Source organism: Hungatella sp., assembly GCF_046966825.1.
Map to the genome: position 1 here is coordinate 1 of NZ_JBKVCZ010000033.1, position 19620 is coordinate 19620.

At 50.0% G+C, this 19620-nt stretch carries 14 protein-coding genes and 1 pseudogene; 12 read left to right on the top strand and 3 right to left on the bottom strand.

What is annotated here, in order from left to right:
* Positions 1-39: 39 nt before the first annotated feature.
* The 9 genes and pseudogenes from ACLTD4_RS12515 to ACLTD4_RS12555 all read left to right on the top strand — a co-directional run bounded on the left by ACLTD4_RS12515 (position 40) and on the right by ACLTD4_RS12555 (position 11931).
* Entirely contained in the window at positions 40-1575 is a 1536-nt protein-coding gene (locus ACLTD4_RS12515) for an FGGY-family carbohydrate kinase (protein WP_117634431.1), read from the top strand.
* A gap of 40 nt (positions 1576-1615) precedes the next feature.
* Positions 1616-4312 carry an alpha-L-rhamnosidase gene (locus ACLTD4_RS12520; RefSeq protein ID WP_117634421.1) on the top strand — a complete coding sequence of 899 codons (2697 nt, stop codon included), beginning with the start codon at positions 1616-1618 and terminating at the stop codon, positions 4310-4312.
* 237 nt (positions 4313-4549) lie between these two features.
* Entirely contained in the window at positions 4550-5509 is a 960-nt protein-coding gene (locus ACLTD4_RS12525) for a uroporphyrinogen decarboxylase family protein (RefSeq protein WP_117634419.1), read from the top strand.
* A 15-nt stretch (positions 5510-5524) separates the two neighbouring features.
* A complete protein-coding gene (locus ACLTD4_RS12530; protein WP_117634417.1) occupies positions 5525-6976 on the top strand; it encodes an ABC transporter substrate-binding protein in 1452 nt (483 codons plus the stop codon).
* Between the two features lie 71 nt (positions 6977-7047).
* Entirely contained in the window at positions 7048-7911 is an 864-nt protein-coding gene (locus ACLTD4_RS12535) for a carbohydrate ABC transporter permease (protein ID WP_117634429.1), read from the top strand.
* Positions 7908-8747, top strand: coding sequence for a carbohydrate ABC transporter permease (locus ACLTD4_RS12540; protein WP_002601238.1), 840 nt, complete (start codon positions 7908-7910; stop codon positions 8745-8747). Before ACLTD4_RS12535 ends, ACLTD4_RS12540 begins: the two co-directional genes overlap by 4 nt.
* Positions 8748-8793: 46 nt before the next feature.
* Positions 8794-9870 carry a M24 family metallopeptidase gene (locus tag ACLTD4_RS12545; protein ID WP_181988668.1) on the top strand — a complete coding sequence of 359 codons (1077 nt, stop codon included), beginning with the start codon at positions 8794-8796 and terminating at the stop codon, positions 9868-9870.
* 97 nt (positions 9871-9967) lie between these two features.
* A complete protein-coding gene (locus ACLTD4_RS12550) occupies positions 9968-10615 on the top strand; it encodes a GntR family transcriptional regulator (protein WP_117634413.1) in 648 nt (215 codons plus the stop codon).
* A 37-nt stretch (positions 10616-10652) separates the two neighbouring features.
* A pseudogene (locus ACLTD4_RS12555) lies at positions 10653-11931 on the top strand (serine dehydratase subunit alpha family protein).
* Positions 11932-12125: 194 nt separating this feature from the next.
* On the opposite strand, the gene ACLTD4_RS12560 reads toward ACLTD4_RS12555, so the two are convergent.
* The 3 genes from ACLTD4_RS12560 to ACLTD4_RS12570 all read right to left on the bottom strand — a co-directional run bounded on the left by ACLTD4_RS12560 (position 12126) and on the right by ACLTD4_RS12570 (position 16149).
* The gene (locus ACLTD4_RS12560; protein WP_117634409.1) at positions 12126-13877 is read right to left on the bottom strand and encodes a sensor domain-containing diguanylate cyclase; all 1752 of its coding nucleotides are present in this window, start codon (positions 13875-13877) and stop codon (positions 12126-12128) included.
* A gap of 261 nt (positions 13878-14138) precedes the next feature.
* Positions 14139-15191: a GNAT family N-acetyltransferase gene (locus tag ACLTD4_RS12565; RefSeq protein WP_412331340.1), complete on the bottom strand. Its 1053-nt coding sequence runs from the start codon at positions 15189-15191 to the stop codon at positions 14139-14141.
* Between the two features lie 13 nt (positions 15192-15204).
* Positions 15205-16149: a DUF1177 domain-containing protein gene (locus tag ACLTD4_RS12570; protein ID WP_117634405.1), complete on the bottom strand. Its 945-nt coding sequence runs from the start codon at positions 16147-16149 to the stop codon at positions 15205-15207.
* Between the two features lie 278 nt (positions 16150-16427).
* Here ACLTD4_RS12570 and ACLTD4_RS12575 point away from each other — a divergent pair, with 278 nt between their 5' ends.
* The 3 genes from ACLTD4_RS12575 to ACLTD4_RS12585 all read left to right on the top strand — a co-directional run bounded on the left by ACLTD4_RS12575 (position 16428) and on the right by ACLTD4_RS12585 (position 19620).
* Complete coding sequence (locus tag ACLTD4_RS12575; protein ID WP_055657657.1) at positions 16428-17798, top strand: ABC transporter substrate-binding protein; 1371 nt, start codon at positions 16428-16430, stop codon at positions 17796-17798.
* Positions 17799-17869: 71 nt separating this feature from the next.
* Entirely contained in the window at positions 17870-18793 is a 924-nt protein-coding gene (locus tag ACLTD4_RS12580) for a carbohydrate ABC transporter permease (RefSeq protein ID WP_055657762.1), read from the top strand.
* 2 nt (positions 18794-18795) lie between these two features.
* Positions 18796-19620, top strand: a complete 825-nt coding sequence (locus ACLTD4_RS12585) for a carbohydrate ABC transporter permease (protein WP_117634404.1) — start codon at positions 18796-18798, stop codon at positions 19618-19620.

Genomic DNA, 19620 nt, shown 5'->3' on the forward strand with positions numbered 1-19620 from the left:
CCTCTCATGTCTAAAGGCACGAGTCTCCATGTGCAGTTTATGAAACAGAAATTTATCATAGGAATAGACCAGAGCACCCAGGGAACGAAGGCGATACTGTTCGATGAAAATGGAAATCTGCTTCACCGGACGGACAGGAGCCACGCCCAGCTGATTGATGAACGCGGCTGGGTGGAACACGATCCGGAAGAAATCTACCGGAATACGCTTCTGGTGGTAGAAGAGCTGCTGGGGAAGAGCGGCGTGGACCGCGAAGCCGTGGCCTGCGTGGGAATCAGCAATCAGAGGGAAACCGCCATGGCGTGGAACCGGAATACCGGGAAACCCGTCTATAACGCCATCGTCTGGCAGTGCGCCAGGGGAGAGGAGATATGCAGGCGGATTGCGGGAAGCCGATTGGAGACATACCCTGGCACGGCCGGGGAGGTGAGGCAAAAAGATGATCTTAGTGCAGCCGAAGACGTGAGACAGAGAACCGGCCTTAAGCTCTCCCCGTACTTCTCCGCTGCAAAACTGGCCTGGATTATGGAACACGTGGAAGGGGCTGCCGGTCTGGCCGCCCGCGGGGAGCTTTGCTGCGGCACTATGGACAGCTACCTGGTATACCGTCTGACAAAGGGGAAGGAATTCCGCACCGACTATTCCAACGCTTCCAGAACCCAGCTCTTTCATATACGAGATTTAAAATGGGATGAGACGCTGTGCGGAATATTTGGAATTCCTATCGCCTGCCTGCCGGAGGTGACTGATTCCGATGGATATTTCGGAATGACCGATTTTGAGGGAATCCTGCCTGCCGAGGTGCCGATCCACGGCGTGATGGGTGATTCCCACGGCGCGCTGTTCGGCCAGGGCTGTCTCACCCGCGGCATGATGAAAACCACGTACGGCACGGGTTCCTCCATCATGATGAACATCGGAGAGCAGCCGATCTTCTCAGATCTGGGAATTGTCACCTCCCTGGCCTGGAAGACGGGCGGCCGTGTCCAGTACGTGCTGGAAGGAAATATTAACTATACGGGCGCCGTCATCACCTGGATGAAAGATCAGGTGGGCCTTCTGAAGCATGCGGCGGAATCGGAGGAACTGGCCAAAACGGCCAATCCGGCAGACCGCACGTACCTCGTTCCGGCGTTCTCCGGTCTCGGGGCTCCGTACTGGCGCAGCGACGTGTCTGCTGCTTTTGTCGGTATGAGCAGGACCACCGGCCGCGCCGAAATGGTGAAGGCCGGTTTATGCAGCATTGCTTACCAGATCGCAGACATTGTGGCGCTGATGAAGGAAGCGGCCGGAATCGGTGAGGTGGAGCTTCGGGTCGATGGAGGTCCAACAAAAAACAGCTTCCTGATGCAGTTCCAGAGTGATATACTGGATAGCAGAATCAGGGTGCCCGGGGTGGAGGAGCTTTCCGGCCTTGGAGCAGCCTATGCGGCCGGTCTTGGAGCCGGGATTTACGATGAATCCCTGTTTGGAAGGCTTCCGAGCATCCAGTACGCGCCTGCGATGAATCCCGCGGAGCGGAATGAAAAGCTGAAGGGATGGAAGGCGGCCGTGGAAATGGTGCTGAAGCCTTAAGAAGACTATAGCGTGTCTGAGGGAGCAAAGGAGAATCATCATGTTAGAGATCGTAAGAATCTTAATGGATTACGAAAAAGATCCGGCCGGCGTCGAAGAGATGCCCCAGTTTAACTGGGAACTGAAGTCGGATAAACGCGGTGTCGTGCAGAAGGCGTACCAGCTGCAGATTGCAGAAAACCGTGACTTTGATACACCTGTCTACGACAGCGGAGTGACAGAGAGCTGTGAATCCGCCCACATCCGCCCGCTTCACGTGGAACTGAAATCCGCTGTGAATTACGGTGTCCGTGTCCGGGTATGGGCAGGAGCAGGAGATGTCCTCCACGCCGCTTTAGCGGAATGTGAGGAGAGCGCCTGGTGTGAGGGAAGCTTTGTGACAGCCCTGCTAAGCAGCGAGGAGTGGAAGGCGCCCTTCGTATCGGCCGAATCCGCGCCCGCCTGCCGGGAAGAGTCGAAGGGAACCCTGGTGAGAGGAAGCTTTTCGGTCGGCAGTGGTTTAAAAGAGGCGTATGCGTTTACCACGGCGCTGGGGCTGTACCATTTCTATTTAAATGGAGAAAAGGTGGGAGAGGATGAGATGACGCCCGGATGGACATCCTACCGCCGCCACCTGCTGTACCAGACGTACGATGTCACCAGATGCTTAAGAGAAGGCGTCAACACCGCAGGCGCCATGGTGGGGGCGGGATGGTACAAAGGCGTCATGGGCCTCACGAGATCCCGCAATAACTATGGAGACCAGACTGCGTTCGCCATGCAGCTGGTTTTGAGATATGAAGACGGACGGGAAGAGACCGTCTGTACCGGAGACAGTTGGGAGGGGGCGGACGCCCCGGTGGTATTTTCTGAAATATACCACGGGGAAACGTATGACGCCTCTCTGGAGCTTCCGGGTTGGTGCGGGGCTGACAGGAATGCCGCAGATCATACGTCCGGCGGCTGGCATGCCGTGGAAACCGTCCCGTTTGACACCTCGGTCCTGCACGCACAGGGCGGCGCCAGAGTCCGGGTGATTGACCGGATTCCTGCGAAAGAAGTTTTCATCACACCCAAAGGGGAGACTGTCATCGATTTTGGACAGAATATGGCAGGAAGAATCCGCGTGACGGCAAGCGGGAAGAAGGGCGATGTCATAGAGCTGCGCTGCTTCGAGATTCTGGACACGGAGGGCAGCGTCTATCTGGATAACCTGCGGAAGGCCAGAACCACAATGAAGTATATCTTTGGAAGGGACGGCGAGATTACGTACCACCCGCATTTTACCTATATGGGATTTCGGTATGCCCTGGTGGTCTCGTATCCGGGAACGCCGGAGGCGAAGGCATTTACGGCAGAGACGCTTCACTCCGGGATGGAGCCGGCCGGAGAGATCACCTGTTCCAATCCGCTGTTGAACCAGCTTCATCACAACTATCTATGGGGGCTGAAGGGCAATTTCTTAGATGTGCCTACGGACTGCCCGCAGCGTGACGAGCGGCTGGGATGGACGGGAGACGCTCAGATTTTCTGCCGCACGGCGTGTTATCTGATGAATACCTATACCTTTTATAAGAAATGGCTTTGGGATTTAAAAGCGGATCAGACGCCGGAAGGCGGAGTTCCCCATGTGGTTCCCAACATCGAGGAGGAGCACGCGGAAGGCAACTGGCTTTTGAAGCAGGGACCTCATTCCGCCTCCGCATGGGCGGACGCAGCCGTCATCGTTCCATGGACCATGTATCTGATGTACGGAGATACGGCGATCCTGGAGCGGCAGTACGACAGTATGAGGAAATGGATCGAGTTCATGAGGGAACACTCCGAGGATTACATCTGGAATTACAAGCTTCAGCTGGGCGACTGGGTGGCGCTGGACGCCGAGGAGGGAAGCTTCTTCGGGGCTACGCCGACCGACCTGACCTCCACGGCCTATTTTGCCTATTCCACAGGATTATTTGCCAGAATCGCCGGAATTCTGAAGAAGGATGAAGCGGCGGAGTATGAGGACTTATACGGGCATATCGTGAAGAAGTTCCAGGACACCTTTTTTGACGGGAACGGCAGCTTAAAGGCCCAGACACAGACCGCCCATATCGTGGCACTTTACTTCGGACTGGTGCCGGAAGGCAGGACCGAACAGACCGTAAACGGGTTAAAACGCCTTCTGGATAAAGAAGACGGCCATCTCGTAACCGGTTTTATCGGAACGCCGTATTTCTGCCACGCCTTAAGCCGGAATGGCTGCTTAAAGGAGGCTTACGACCTGCTCTTAAAGGAAGATTACCCTTCGTGGCTGTATCAGGTGAAGATGGGGGCGACCACCATCTGGGAGCACTGGGATGGGATCAAGCCGGACGGAACCATGTGGAGCCCGGGAATGAATTCCTTTAATCACTATGCTTACGGAGCCATCGGCGAGTGGATGTACCGCGTTATGGCTGGAATAGAGACAGATGAGGCCGCTATCACAGGGGCGGGCTTTAAACATGCGGTGATCTGGCCGCGTATGGGTGGAGGCTTAAGCTATACCGATGCCAGACATAAGACCATCTACGGCACGATCCGTGTGCGCTGGGAGATGGAGGGAAAACGGATCTCCTTATTGGCAGATATCCCGGCCAACACCGGAGCGGCCATACGTCTTGACCGTGCGCAGCGCGTGGTGGAAGACGACGGATTGTGCTTTAGACCTGGGGACGGATTTATGGAGGCGGAAGCCGGGTCCGGGACGTATCGGATTGTGTTTGAAATATAGCAGGAAAAACAGAGTGAACATACTGGGAGGGCAAGGCGGCCCTGGTATGTTCACTCTGTTTTATTTTACGTTGAAATACAGGACCTTTCTGCCTGATATGTAATAAATGAATAAAAAGGAAAAATGAAATGAAGAATTATATACAAATTAGCTAAAAATGTATTGACTATTAATAAGTCTTGTAGTATTATCAGTAATAGTAATAGAAATAATATTAAAAGGGTATGGAGGTAGGCAATGACAAAGAGGGAGCGGGTAATCACTGCAATTCAGGGGGGTGAGGCCGATTATGTTCCGACTGGCTTTTCTCTGCATTTTCCTGCAGAACGCGCATTTGGAAAGGAGGCTGTAAAGTCACATCTGGAGTTTTTTGAAAGGACTGATACGGATATTCTGAAGATTATGAACGAGAATCTCGTTCCGGATATCGGAGAGATACGGGTTCCGGAGGACTGGAATAAGATTCCGTCGTATTCCTTAAAAGACACCTTTATGCAGGATCAGATTCATCTGGTAGATGAGATTCTTCAAAAGTGTGATCCCAGTGCTTTCAAATTAGGCACCATTCACGGGATCTGCGCTTCGGCAATCCATCCAATTGAAGCGAGATACGGATACGAGGCTGTCAGAGAACTGTTCTGCACTCACATCAGGGAAAATAAGAAACCAGTAATCGAGGCATTTAAGCGAATAACCGATGGCATGTGCCAGTTGTCCCAGAAATACATCGAGATGGGACTTGACGGTGTCTATTATGCGGCTTTAGGCGGAGAGAAGCATTACTTTACGGACGACGAGTTTGCCGAGTGTATAGAACCGTATGACAAGCAGATTTTACGTGCAGTGAAAGAAGCGGATGGGTACACATTTCTGCATATGTGTAAAAACAATCTGAATATGAACCGGTATGCGACGTATGGCGATTTAGCCGATGTCGTGAACTGGGGAGTTTATGAAACGGGATTTTCTCTTGAAGAGGGGAGACAGTTATTTCCGAACGCCGCTGTCATGGGGGGACTGGCGAATCGAAGTGGTGTCATGGTAGATGGTACCGGAGAGCAGCTCGCAGAGGCAGCAAAAAAAGTTGTTATGGATTTTGGAAAAAAGGGTTTCATCATGGGGGCTGACTGTACCCTTCCAACAGAGATTCCATATGAAAGGATTAAGATAATTGTAGACGCAGTAAGAAGTATTTAAAAGGAGAAGAATGTTATGAGAAGAAGAGGCGCAGCAACTTTATTAATGGTTTCCATGGCAGCATCATTACTGGCGGGATGCGGAGCAAAAGAAAGCAGTCAGCCGACAACGGCAGCGGTCCAGGATACGAAGGCGGCAGAGAGCAAAACAGCAGAGAGCAAAACGGCAGAGAAGGAGGAGACAGAGAAGGCAGCAGAAGCTACAGTATTTCCGAAAGGAACTGTAACCTTTTACATGAACGGCAATCCTCAGTACAGACAGCAGTATTTTGAGACGTGGCTCGATAATCACAGGGATATTGCACCGGAAGTTTCTGTAGAGTTCGTGCAGGTGGAGAGCAACGCGGATGCCAGAGAAAAAATTACGATGACTTCCCTGGCGGGGGCGGTGGAGGACCTGCCTGATGCGGTGTTCTTAGACAGGCTGAATCTGATGGATTTGGTGCAGGCAGGATTACTGGTTGATGAGACCGGCTTTCTGGAGCCGTTTGTAGAGAAAATGGTTGACGGCGCTGTTACAGACGGCATGGTAAGCGGCAGGATGTACGGACTCCCGGATTCCGTGAGGCCGCAGCTGCTGATGTATAACAAAGAGATTTTCGATAAGTACGGCGTAGATCCGGAACAGATGTCTACGATGGATGGCTATATTGAGGCGGGTAGACAGCTGAAAGAAAAAAGCAGCGGTGAGGTTTACTTATCCTGGATAGGCTCTAATAATATGACCTGGAAGTGCTGGGGAAGGCGCGGACTCATGCCGCAGGCGAATGCGAAGATCTGGGACGATGACGGAAATGTCATTATAGGCAGTGATGAAGGGACAAAGACAGCCCTGGGTGCATTGGATACCATGTATTCGGAGGGCCTCCTGATGCGTGTGGAGATGTATGATCCCGCGTTGTACGATGCGGTCAACAGCCAGAAGATCGCTACCTTTGATATTGGCGCCTACTGGGACGAGTTTATGAGACAGAATTGCCAGGCCGTAGCGGGACAGTGGAGAATTATGTCGGCACCGGTATTTGACGGTGCAGGCAGGGCGGGCGCCCCTGTATCCAGTTATTTATGCGTGCTTGAAAAGGGAAAAGACGGCGTTTATAAGGAACTGGTAGAACAGATGTGGAAAGATTTCACTTTTGATAAAGAATCAAAGGAAGCATGGGTTAAATCGATGGAAGAGCAGAATGCGCCGTATACGAACCCGATTTCCTTAGAGCTTTTAGAGGACGATTTCTGGAAGGAGCCTTCTGATTATTATGGAGGACAGTCTTTCCGTGAATGGGAGGCACTGACTCTTAAAAATGGTGCAGATAATATGGTTGTAACGCCGCAGGATGCGGAGGGAGACGAGATCATTTCCGCCGAAATTGAAAAATATGTAGCTGGAGACCAGACGATGGAAGAAGCAATTGCCAATATGGATAAAAATCTGAAGGCTAAGATTGGAAAAGCTGAGATTGTAAAATAACTTCTATTGCAGCAGAGGGAGATATGACGGCAGACTGCTATTTCTGCTGTCATATCTTTATAGGTGAGAAGATGATTAAGACGATAAAAAAATATAAAGCACCTTATTTGTTTATACTCCCATTTTTTATTCTGTTTTTAGTATTTCAGTTAATTCCTACGGTATGGACTTTTTACATAAGCCTTACGAAATGGAGAGGAATCGGAGCACCGGAATTTGTTGGGCTGGATAATTTCAGAAAGATGCTGATCGACGGCATGTTCTGGGAGGCTCTATGGAATACGGTAGTGTATTGGCTCACCGGACTTGTGCTTATCTTATTTCTTGCGATTCTGATAGCCTCCTTGCTGAACAGCCAGCTGCTAAAGGGAAAGGCGTTTTTTAAGACGGCCACTTTCCTGCCGAATATCTGCGCGGCTGTAGCGATGGGGTTGATCTTCAGAATGCTGTTCGATGAGAATGTCGGTTTAGTCAACGAGGTGTTGGGAAAGAAGATTCCCTGGCTGGCCAGTACAGCGTATTCGAAAATACCGGTAATCCTCCTGATCGTCTGGAGAAATACCCCGTGGTATACCATGATTGTATTATCGGGACTTCTGAATATATCGACGGATTACTATGAAGCTGCCACTGTAGACGGGGCCAATACCTATCAGAAATTTGTCTATATTACGCTGCCTTCCATAAGCAATATCCTGCTGTTCTGTTCCATTACGCTGACCGTGGATATGTGGAAAATATTTAATGAACCTTATATTCTTCCAGGTCCGGGAACGTCCAATACATCGCTGTTCCAGTACATGTATGAATCGGGCTTTAATGTATTTAACATGGGCTATGCGTCGGCAATCGGTGTTATATTGATTGTATTGCTGACCATCATTTCACTGGTGCAGTTCATCGTCAGAAAAGGAGGCAGAGAGACCGTATCATGAAAAATACAGGAAAGAAAAAATGGCAGTCCTTCATGGTTCACGCGATTTTGATCGTTATCGTAGCTTTCTGCCTGTTTCCGATCTTATGGATGTGCCTGATCTCATTTAAGAGTACATCGGAAAGCATGACAGGATTTCATTCTCTGTGGATTGAGCATCCAACCTTGTCCAACTTTAAAAGGCTGTTCGAGCTGATCCCCATCGCCCAGAATACGTTTAACAGTGTGTTCACTACGGTGGCAGGAACCCTGACCTCACTGTTTTTCTGTGCCCTGGCCGGTTTTGCATTTTCGAAGTATCGTTTTCCAGGAAGAAAATTCTTATTCTATTTTATTATTGCGACAATGCTGGTTCCGGTGGAGGTCGGCGCGGTTCCCCTGTTTATTATAATGAGAAAATTAAATCTGGTAAACAGCTTATGGTCCCTGATTGTGCCAAGAATAGCCACCGCAATCGGAATCTTTTATATGAATCAGTATATCTCAGATGTGCCGGACGAACTGGTGGAGGCTGCCAAGATTGATGGCTGTAATGATTTTGGGATCTTTATGAAGGTGGTGGTACCTATTATTAAACCGGCCCTGGCTTCGTGGGGAGCGGTCACATTAATTTCCAGATGGAACGATTTCTTCTGGCCGCTGCTTTATCTGCGGAAACAGGCCAAATACACGTTGATTGTGACGATATCGCTGCTCCCGATCAGTGAAGGGCTTTCCACTCCGTGGCCGGTAATCCTGGCTGGAACGACGCTCATCATTATTCCTATCATAATTTTATACATTATTCTGGAACGATTCCAAAAGGGAGGCAGTTTTGCAGGAGCTGTAAAGGGATAAAAGAATGCCGGAGAACGGACTGTCAGATAAAAATGGAGAAAAAGCTATGGGAAAAATAAATCGAATTGAAGTGCTTCAGAAACAGATGAGAGAAAAAGGGATAGAGGCAGCTCTGATCGAGAACCGGAGAAACCGGGAGTATCTGGTTTATGCAGATATTTGGGAAGGCAGTATGCTGATCACTCAGGAGGAAGCAGTACTATTGGTAGATTTCCGCTATTATGAAATGGCGTCATTATCAGTCCGGGACTGCGAGGTACGGCTGTGTAAGAGTATCGAAGAGGCTATGAGACAGATCGTAAAAGACCGGAAGCTGTCCTCTGTCTGCTGCGAAAAGAATATATCCCATCAAAGGTATCTGTATTTAAAAGAAGTTCTGGAGGGGATTTGTCTCGACGATACGTACTGTATGGATTCCATCATTAAGGAAAATCGGAAACGAAAAGATGAATACGAATTATCCTGTCTGAGGACGGCTCAGGAAATCACGGACCGTGCATATGAGTATATTTTAACACGCGTAAAAAAGGGCTTGAAAGAGTCTGAAATACGGATTGAACTGGGAAGCTTCATGATCCGGCAGGGATCAGAGAATTTCGATATCGGCTATATATCATCTTCCGGAAGCAAAACCTCACTGCCGCATGGCGGGACCGGAGATAAGGTGGTGGAATCCGGTGATTTGATCATGATCGATTTTGGGGCGGTAATCGGAGGCTATCATTCTGATTGTACCAGAACATTTGCGGTAGGGAGCGCCACGGACCGTCAAAAAGAAGTTTATGAAATTGTGCGAAGGGCCCAGGAAAAAGCGCTGATCAGTATCCATCCGGGAGTCAGAGGCTGTGATATTGACCGCATAGCCAGAGATTATATTAACGAAAGCGGATATCAGGGCTGCTTTGAACACGGATTAGGTCACAGCATAGGTCTGGAGGGCCATGAAAACCCGAGATTTAATGAAACCTGTCAGGAGATAATCTGTCCGAATGTGGTGATGACCGTGGAACCGGGGATCTATCTGGAACATGATTTTGGAATTAGAATTGAAGATATGGGAGTCATAACAGAGACTGGTTTTGAAAATTTCACGAAGGCTTCAAAGGAATTTGCCATTATATAAACTTGTTATTATTCCTGCTATTGTGGTATATTTAGTACAGAAATTCCGAGAGGCAGGACTGCCTGCAGGAAAAGGACGACAGAGAGGAAACAAGGGTATGGATGGAGCAAAAAATCAGTCAATCAAAGAACTTGTTTATGAGGGAATCCTGAATGATATCATTCAGGGAGTGTACCCGGCTAATTCAATTTTGAATGAGAGGACGTTAGTAGAAAAGTATGGTGTCAGCAAGACACCGGTGAGAGAGGCTTTGGTTCAGTTATGCGGTGAGGGGATTTTAAAGAATATTCCAAGATACGGGTATCAGCTTCCTGTAATTACACCTTCTGAGATCAATGCGATAATCGAATACAGAATCGTCCTGGAGACAGGTGCGCTTAGAAAGACGATGAAGATCATTACAAGGGAACAGATTGATAAGTTGAATGCTCATGCAAAGCATGCGGGAGCTTTGGCGCAGAAGCGTGATATTACGACCCATTGGGCGACGAATATGGAGTTCCATCTGATGCTTTGTGAGTGTTGTTCCAACCAGTTTATGTATAAATCGTTAAACGATGTGTTAAAATTCTGTTCCAGAGGGGCAAGTCAGTACTTTAATAAGTCCTGGGAGACAGGTAATCCGACAGATGCCAATGGCCACGTACAAATTATGGAAGCAATCCGCCATCAGGATGGAAAACTGGCGGAAGAACTATTGGTAAAAGATATTGAATGCCTGTGGAATGAGATTCTCGGGCCGTAGAAATGAGCCTCTCCGGATAAAAAAGAGATGGAGAAGTATGAGGATAGACAAGAATATTTACAAACAGTATATTGCCGTGCTGGAGGAGGAACTGGTTCCGGCCCTTGGCTGTACGGAACCGACCTGCATCGCCTATGCGGCGGCTCTGACGGCCGGATGTCTTGGCGGTATGCCGGATCATCTGGTGGTGGAGAGCAGCGGAAACATTATAAAGAACGTGAAAGGCGCCGTAGTTCCTAATTCCGGCGGATTAAAAGGGATTGAGGCCGCGGCGGTGCTGGGGGCGGCTGGAGGTAATCCGGAATTAAAACTGGAAGTATTGACCGGAGTAACAGAAGCGGCGATTGAATTAACGAAAAAACTGCTTGAAGACCGCGATTTCTGTGAAGTCAGGGTTATGAAGTCCCGGCGAACCTGCATGTGAGAATTACCGGGATGCGTGATGGCCATGAAGCAAGGTGGAATTGATACATCAGCATACCAATCTGGTGAGAATCGAGAAAGACGGTCTTGCTTTGTACGAAAAACCGTATCAGCCCGGCAGCTTTGACGAATCCCTGACGGACAGAGGCTGCCTGAATGTCCTTGATATTCTGGCATTTGCAGATGCGGTTCAGATGGAGGATATTCAGGAGCTGATCGACCGCCAGATTGAATATAACGAAAGAATTGCGCAGGAGGGCATGCAAAAGGAGTACGGCGTATCCGTTGGCGCCAACCTTGTGAAATACTACGGCAATGACGTGCAGGTCAGAGCACGCGCCATGGCGGCCGCCGGAAGCGATGCGAGGATGAGCGGCTGTCTTTATCCGGTTGTGATCAATTCGGGAAGTGGAAATCAGGGCATTACCGTGTCAGTCCCGGTGATTGAATACGCAAAAGAGATGGGCGTCAGCCATGAAAAGCTTGTGCGCGCACTGGTCTTCAGCAATCTGATTGCGATTCACCAGAAGACCGGAATCGGAAGATTGTCTGCATACTGCGGAGCGGTCAGCGCGGCATGCGGCGCAGGCGCCGGAATTACATATCTTTCAGGGGGATCGTATGAGCAGATCTGTGCTACAATCACAAATACATTAGCCAACGTATCAGGAATGATCTGTGATGGTGCCAAGCCATCGTGTGCGGCCAAGATAGCGACCGCCGTGGATGCAGCGATAATGGCGCACTGCCTGTCGATGGAGGCGGAGGAATTCCAGCCAGGAGACGGGATTGTAAAGGACACCGTAGAAAATACGATTGAGAGCGTCTGTGAGATTGCATCACAGGGAATGAATGTGACCGATGCGAAGATATTGGAAATTATGGTAAGGTAAACAGTAAATAGTAAATAGAAGGGGCAGTAAAATCATACGATTCATGATTTTACTGTCCCTTCAAACGTCATCAGTTCTGTCCCCTTCAAACGTCATCAGTTCCGCCCCCCTTCAAACGTCATCAGTTCTGTCCCCTCTAAACGCCTTCAGCGCCGGTTGTCATGCGAAGCTGGTCTGCCAGGCGGAGGACTGGCTCAATGGTGGGGCGGATTCATGAAGTAACCGTTCCCGCCCTTCCTCTTAACCTGATACAGCGCCTCGTCGGCCTTCTGATACAGCGTCTGGAAGTCCTTTCCTCCGTAGGGATAGAGCGAAATTCCGATACTGACCGTGACCGTTCCGGACAGGGGGCCGGACTCGAAGAGCTGTGCAGTCTTGTGCTTTAATTCCCCGGCTTTTCGAAGCGTCGCGGAAGGGGAGGGAAGGTCGGTCAAAAAGACGGCAAATTCGTCCCCGCCCATGCGTCCGATGACATCCGTACTGCGGAAATGCTGGGAGAGCAGCGCGGAGATGCTTTTTAACACGGTATCTCCCATGCTGTGCCCCCGGGTATCGTTGATCTCTTTAAAATGATCGATATCTAACAACAGAAATGCGTTAAGCCGGCCAGGATACTTCTTAAGCCGGCGTTCCACCTGCCGCTGCAAAGCCATCCGGTTCAGCAGGCTGGTAAGGGAATCGCGCGTGGCCTTTTCCTGCAGGAGCGCGGTCTCCTGTTTGTAGTCATCGATGTCACTGAGCAGGCCGATGGCATGAACGGGCCTCTTCTCACTGTCAAAGATGGTGGTCACCCGGTTCCGGCACCACAGGTAGGTGCCATCCGCCCGTTTTGCCCTGTATTCTGCCTCCGCATAGGGCGCGCCGCCCAGTATGGCAGAGATCATATCTTCTACATTTTTCTTGTCATCCGGATGGACAATGTCGTACTCCGTCAGGTTCTTTATGGAAACATCGGGAGGAGGAGGAAACCCGAACATTTTCTCATAGACAGGAGAGAACTGGATCCTGTCTTTAAGAATATCCCAGTCGAACACCGTGTCTCTTGTCTGCTCAGAGATAATCCGGTACCGCTCTTCGTTGAGTGCGGTCGCTTCCCGCTGTAGCTTCTCCTCGGTGATATCAGAAATGATAAACTGAATGATCTGGCCGGCTTCCATGTCGGAGCGGAAGCGAAACGCCCTGGCATGCATCCATTTCACATCTCCCTGCCTGGTGCGGATTCTGTAATCCATGATACAGCTGTCCAAATCAGACTTTACGTAGTCGAGAAATTGCGTTTTCACCATCTGACGGTCATCCGGGTAAATGATCTGGTAAAATTGAGAGAGTGGGCTTCCGGGAGGAAGCTCCTCAGGCTGCCAGCCCGTCTGACGATAAAATTCTTTGTTTACATAACGTACCATATTCTTCTTCCCGATCAGCAGCCGGATTAGGCTGTCCGGAATGGTATTGATCAGGCTCTCCAGCTTGGTTTCTGCCTGATGCTTATCGGTGATATCGATGAAAAAAACGTTCACCGTCCGCTCGGCGCCGGTCTCATCCACCCGCGCGCAGTAGGCCGTATTCCAGGCGATGGATTCATCTTTCTTTTGGATCCGGTAGGTGACGGTGGCAGGCTCATTCGTTACAAGAAGCTTCTGCAGCGCTTCCGTGACGATCGGGCGGTCCTGAGGCACGACGAGATTCATTCCTTTGCCGCAGAAGGGGGGAGACTGGCTCTCCGCCTCCGTATATCCAGTCATTCGGTAGTAACCGTCAGTGGCCGTAATGATGCGGAATTCGTCGTCCACAGACAGACGTGCGGTTCCGCCAAGCACGGTCTCAGACAGCATGGCCAGTTCCTTCTGGGCTTTTTTCAGTTCCATCATCAGATGATTAAAATGCTCTGGTGTAATAGGAACACCATTTTCAACCGGTGAATTACAGGTATTTTCCATAGCTTGCATACAAAAACCGCAAAAAGCGGAAATCGCATATCCTCCTTCCTGCCGATGAAGGTATAATATCGGTATTATATCCGAATTATAGCGCGAAGGCGGGAAAAAATCTATGCGATTTCCGGTGGTCTACAGAAACAGTAAAAATTTTACTTAAATAGTTTGATGCCAGGGATATGCTAACATTTATCCAGGCAGCACATGGATAGAGGGAGCGGAAACCAGTTGATCCGGCTGTTTCTGCACACCAGGGCACGGGTTTCCTGATAATCAGGAGAAAAGAGAAAACGTATGGCCTCTGTTTCGGACAGCGGCAAGGAGGATATTTCGCTGGTGCGGGAGACGAAGGGGATTCCATCGGTCACAGTCAGCAGGTAGCTGCCGTTGTTTTCTACCGACAGGATGGGCGCCGTTGATGAGCGGTTCCGAGGCTGCTTTCAGAGAAAGAAAGAATGACAGCACTGCCTCAAAGTCGAGTATCCGGTAATTGTCATCCTGCCTCATCTGCCATCTCTCACAGCATGCGGACAACGTCTCCATGCGGCCAGTCTCGTGGGGATAAACCTCCAGCAAAAGTTCCGGATCGGAAATTTCCCGGAAATACGTCTCCAGGCAGGAGAAGACCATGGATTCATCTTTCAGGAGCAGCTCAGAAACCGTATTTTTTCCCGCTGTTAAGTAACCGGCGAAGGCGCCGCTGTGAAGAACCTCGTAAGTTTTTTCGTACCAGCTGCCTGAAATGTCTTTAAAGTCAGCGGCTGAACGGTCTGCGCGGTATGGCAGTGCTTTATGCAGGCGGGCGATTTCCTTCCACACAGGGTCCTGGACTCCGGTCACTTCACGCAGGCATACATCGTAATGAGAAAAGGCATGTCTGCAGTGACGGAAATTATCACGGCTGAACCGATAAGTCGTGACGCTGCCGCATGGCTCATAACCGAAATAGCGGTAACGCTGTCTCAAGCCGGTGAGGCAGCTGAGCGCCATGTGGTTTTCCTTCATATCCTGGATGGCATCGTTCATCAGGCGCTTCATGTAGCCTTTCCCGCGGCTGTCCGGATGGACCGCCACGCTGCCTATGGCGGCGCATGTAAGAGAACGGCTGCCAAAACGGAGTGTTAAGGGCAGAGAACAGACGACCGCCTTGATTTTCCCTTCCTCAAGGGCCAGAAAATGGCATGGCTCGGTATTTTTTTCGTTCCCATATAATTTGGGGACCAGAGAGGCAAAATCATGGGGGGTGCCGGAAAGGCTGAAAACCATGTCGATAAATTCTATGATCTGCGGTAATTCTCCGCAGAGGGCTTTTCGGTATTCTGTCATAGGCGGTCCTTTCCTAACGGGAAGTGTCTCCCAATGTCTGTAAGTGTTTCATATCCCCGTATAATTCAGTGAGATGGCGGAACTGGTCTTCGCGGTAAAAGCTGCATTTGCCGCTGCCATAATACTTGGCCGCCTCTATGACGAAGCGGGCCGTCTCCTCCAAATCGGTCGGATGGGTGGCCCCGGTGGCGCATCCGGCTACCATGGTCTCTGTCGTGATGGCGACTCCGACTACGGGCGCGTCCGTGGCCGTGGCCGGCTGAAGGATGCTGTTGATATGGTATAAATCATTGCCGTAAGGCGTGATATCCTGAGTCGCCAGAGGAAATACGCGGGGAAGCTGTCCGGTGGTAGTCTGCATGATGTCCAGAAGATCGTCGGAGACACTTAAGATGTAGCCGGATTTTACGGTGTTGGAGATGGCAAATCCTCTGTGATTGATGATCCGGTTCCCTTTTGTCGTATCGACCGACAGGATGGCATCCATGGCGGACAACACTTCCGTCTCATTGTTTTGATGCATTTGCACGGGAGAACCCATAAATGGGACGGGATCATGCGGTTCCGTTGGGGCGTCGGGGCAGATATGGGTGGCGATGATGACGTCGCCTTCCAGGATATCCCCTTTTTTCTGCATATCCAGCAGCTTGGCGGCGACGGTAAGAACTGTGCATGCGCCATCCCCGTCAGAGACAAATCCAGTCATGACTGGCCGTGCTCCCAGGCCGCCGAGCCTGCCGATGATACCCAGCGTGGGCGCGGTTCTGCCGGATGATTTACCGTTCTTTCCCGGAATCAGAACACGGATTACATCCGTGCTGCCTTTCGGTCCAGTGAGAGGAAATACCTCAATATTTGCAGCCGGATTGACGGAGAGAAGATAATCTTTCATGCGCTCACCGCTTGCCGCGCTGTCGTCAAGAATATCGAAAACTTCGAGAAGTTGTTTCATTACCATTAGGAAAGCCTCCTTTATTTCATGTTGAGTCATTATAGTATAGTGAAAATTGAAAATCAAGAAGGATCTCCCAGGTTTTGACTGTTAATTGAAGAAAATTTAAAATATAGAGCGTTAATTGTGCAAAACGCATTAAATATAAAAAAAACCATGTGCATGGTAACGAAGCCATAAAATAAAAAATCCGATATACTTGATCTCAGTGAAACGTCAGCAAAGAGGCGGACCGTTGGATTGGGGACGGTCCGCTATTTTTTAAAAACCAAGGAGGAATGATTATGAGAAGGAAGAAATGTTTGGCAACTCTTACAATGGCGGCCATGGTGGCTGCGTCTCTGGCAGGCTGCGGTTCGTCGGGGGAAAAGACGGATAACAGTCAGGCGGCGGTCAGCGGCGAGACTACGGTTTCAGACAGCGGTGAGAAAAAGAAAGATTCCGGCTCTGCGACGGTGGTCAGTATGTGGCATATGTGGAGCGGCAGTGAGGCCGAGGCATTTCAGACGGTAATCGATGATTTTAACGCCAGCCAGGATGAGATCCAGGTTGAGGTTCTGGCGTCTCAGACCGAGGAGAAGATGCTGACTGCTATTCCCAGCGGCGACGGCCCGGATATCGTACATACTTCAGATACTACGTGCAGCAAGTGGGCGCAGGCCGGTCTCTTAAGCACGCTTGACAGCTATATTACCTCGGAAAATGTGAAGGTCGATGACATTTACCCTTCTGTGTACGCCCTCGGCACGTATGGCGGAGAACAGTACGGCCTGCCGTATACCATGGATTCCTACATGCTTTTCTATAATAAGGGCGTTCTCGATGAACTGGGACTGGAGCCGCCGAAGACACTGGAAGAGATGGCGGAGATGTGTAAGCAGGTTACGGTAAAGGATGCAAATGGAGAGTACACACGGCTCGGATACGTTCCGGATTATCCGTGGATCGACAGAGTTGAGATTCCGTATCTGTTCGGAGCGGAATTCTATGATTTTGATAATGACCAGGTGACGTGTACCAGTGATGAATTTAAGAACGCGCTGAATTATAAGGCACAGTTCTATACCGAATATGGAATTCCGGAAGTGACCAAGTTCAAGAGCGGCTTCGGCGCTTACGCTTCCAATGACAACGCATTATTCCAGGGGAAGATCGTATTCTCCATCGAGGGTGAGTGGTTTGAGAATTTCATCAATTTATACGCACCGGATGATTTCGAATGGGGAGCGGTGCAGGTTCCTGTTACCGAGGCAAAGCCGGAGATCGCAGGCTGCGGAAGACTGCAGGGAAGTCTCCTCTCTATTCCGTCTACCAGCAAGAATTCTGATGCGGCCTTCCAGGTAATCCGTTATCTTACCTCCGGTGACGCTTACGTTAAATTCTGTTCCCTGATTGGAAACCTTCCGACTGCGTACTCTGCTTTGGAATCAGAAGACCTTGTAAAACAGGCGCCTCAGCTGGAACCGTTTATAAAGAGTGTGCTGGAAGGCAAAGCGAAGGCCTTCCCGGCGGTACCTTTCAGCGCGGAATACTCCGATATTCAGGGGCTTGAGGAGCAGGCTGTCTATTCCGGCGACAAGACTGTGGAAGAAGCGGTGGAAAGCATGTATGAACAGCTGCAGCCGCTTGCTGATGAATGGAAAAATGCCAGATAAATTTTAATAAGAAGTACAGGGCTGCTGTCCGTGGAAAAGCGGCCCTGTTTTCTATCAGAGGTGAAAAACAGATGAAGAAAAAGAAAAAATACAATTCGCAGGCACCTCAGATCCGTCTGGCCATGGTATTTTTGCTGCCATGGGTGATTGGGTTGCTCCTGTTCCATATTTATCCGATTGTCTCAACGGTCTATTACAGTTTCACGGAATACAACCTGATGAAGGCACCGAAGTTTGTCGGCCTGTTAAATTATAAGAAAATATTCCATGACGATTTATTTTACAAGGCAGTCTATAACTCCCTCTATTTTGTGGTGATTGGAGTGACCCTGCAAATCGCGCTGTCGGTATTTTCAGCGGTTTTACTTAATATGAACGTAAAAGGGCGAGGAATCTTCCGCACCCTTTTTTATCTTCCGACTCTCGTGCCGCCAGTGGCCAGCTCCCTTGTCTGGATGTGGATGCTCAACCCTCAGTACGGTCTGGTAAATGCGGTCCTGAAGTTCTTTCATCTGCCGCAGCCGCTGTGGCTGTCTTCGGCGGAGTGGTCCAAACCGGCCATTATCCTGATGACCCTGTGGGGAATTGGAAATACCATTATCGTGTACCTTGCAGGCATCGGAGATATTCCCAGAGATTATTACGAGGCGATCGACTTAGACGGCGGCGGCCCAATCTCGAAGTTTCGCTACATAACGTGGCCGATGCTCTCAAATGTGACCTTCTTTCAGGTCGTAAACGGCATTATCATGGGCTTTAACACCTTTACGCAGTCCTATATCGTGGCGGCCTCGGCTCCCAAGGGAAACGGTACGCTGGGCGGTGTGAAAAATTCGCTTTTATTCTATGCGGTGGACATTTATAACGAAGGCTTTAAGTATTTGAAATTCGGATATTCCAGCGCGCTGGCGACTATTATGCTGGTGGTAATGATCATCATTACCTTTTTCCTGTTCAAGGGATCGAAAAAATGGGTTTATTACGGAGGTGAATGAGAATGAAAAGATGTATCAAATCGGCGCTGAAGTATATTCCTCTCTGTCTGGCGGGCTTATTTTTCCTGGTGCCATTTATCTGGCTGATCAGCACCTCCTTGAAAAGTTCCGACCAGATCTTCTCGTATCCGCCCAAATGGATTCCGAAGCCGGCAAAATTCAGCAATTACAGGGAGGCCTTCGAGGCGATTCCGTATCTGAAATATATCCTGAATACGATGAAAACCACCTCTCTGGCGGTTCTGGGAAATGTTCTGTCGGCCCCCATGATCGGCTATGCCTTTGGAAAGTTAAAATGGCCCGGACGGGATAAGGTGTTCATGCTCGTGGTTGCCACCATGATGCTTCCCTTCACCGTCACCATGATTCCTTTATACAGCCTGTTTTCGAAGCTGGGCTGGATCAATACGTATATTCCGCTGGTTTTGCCGGATTTCCTGGGTACGGCCTACTTTATCTTCCTGATGCGCCAGTTTTACCGGAATCTGCCGGACGAGTTCATGGAGGCGGCCAGAATCGACGGCGCCAGTGAACTGTGGGTCTACGCAAGGATCGCGTTGCCGCTGGAGAAACCGGCCATCGTCACTGTCGCGCTCTTCTCGTTCGTCTGGTCCTGGACCGATTTCATGGGTCCGCTGATCTATTTGACGAAATCCACGAAATGGACGATCTCCCTGGGACTCAGCCAGTTTACCAATACATACGGAGTGGACTGGGCGCTCCTGATGGCGGCTTCCGCCATAGCGATCCTGCCTATGATAATCCTGTTCTTCTTTTTACAGAACTACTTCGTAGAAGGAAGCATGAGCTCCGGCGTGAAAGGCTAG

Coding starts and splice junctions, on each gene's coding strand:
- ACLTD4_RS12515 (WP_117634431.1), top strand. CDS start 40: ATGAAACAGAAATTTATCATAGGAATAGACCAGAGCACCCAGGGAACG.
- ACLTD4_RS12520 (WP_117634421.1), top strand. CDS start 1,616: ATGTTAGAGATCGTAAGAATCTTAATGGATTACGAAAAAGATCCGGCC.
- ACLTD4_RS12525 (WP_117634419.1), top strand. CDS start 4,550: ATGACAAAGAGGGAGCGGGTAATCACTGCAATTCAGGGGGGTGAGGCC.
- ACLTD4_RS12530 (WP_117634417.1), top strand. CDS start 5,525: ATGAGAAGAAGAGGCGCAGCAACTTTATTAATGGTTTCCATGGCAGCA.
- ACLTD4_RS12535 (WP_117634429.1), top strand. CDS start 7,048: ATGATTAAGACGATAAAAAAATATAAAGCACCTTATTTGTTTATACTC.
- ACLTD4_RS12540 (WP_002601238.1), top strand. CDS start 7,908: ATGAAAAATACAGGAAAGAAAAAATGGCAGTCCTTCATGGTTCACGCG.
- ACLTD4_RS12545 (WP_181988668.1), top strand. CDS start 8,794: ATGGGAAAAATAAATCGAATTGAAGTGCTTCAGAAACAGATGAGAGAA.
- ACLTD4_RS12550 (WP_117634413.1), top strand. CDS start 9,968: ATGGATGGAGCAAAAAATCAGTCAATCAAAGAACTTGTTTATGAGGGA.
- ACLTD4_RS12560 (WP_117634409.1), bottom strand. CDS start 13,877: ATGCAAGCTATGGAAAATACCTGTAATTCACCGGTTGAAAATGGTGTT.
- ACLTD4_RS12565 (WP_412331340.1), bottom strand. CDS start 15,191: ATGACAGAATACCGAAAAGCCCTCTGCGGAGAATTACCGCAGATCATA.
- ACLTD4_RS12570 (WP_117634405.1), bottom strand. CDS start 16,149: ATGGTAATGAAACAACTTCTCGAAGTTTTCGATATTCTTGACGACAGC.
- ACLTD4_RS12575 (WP_055657657.1), top strand. CDS start 16,428: ATGAGAAGGAAGAAATGTTTGGCAACTCTTACAATGGCGGCCATGGTG.
- ACLTD4_RS12580 (WP_055657762.1), top strand. CDS start 17,870: ATGAAGAAAAAGAAAAAATACAATTCGCAGGCACCTCAGATCCGTCTG.
- ACLTD4_RS12585 (WP_117634404.1), top strand. CDS start 18,796: ATGAAAAGATGTATCAAATCGGCGCTGAAGTATATTCCTCTCTGTCTG.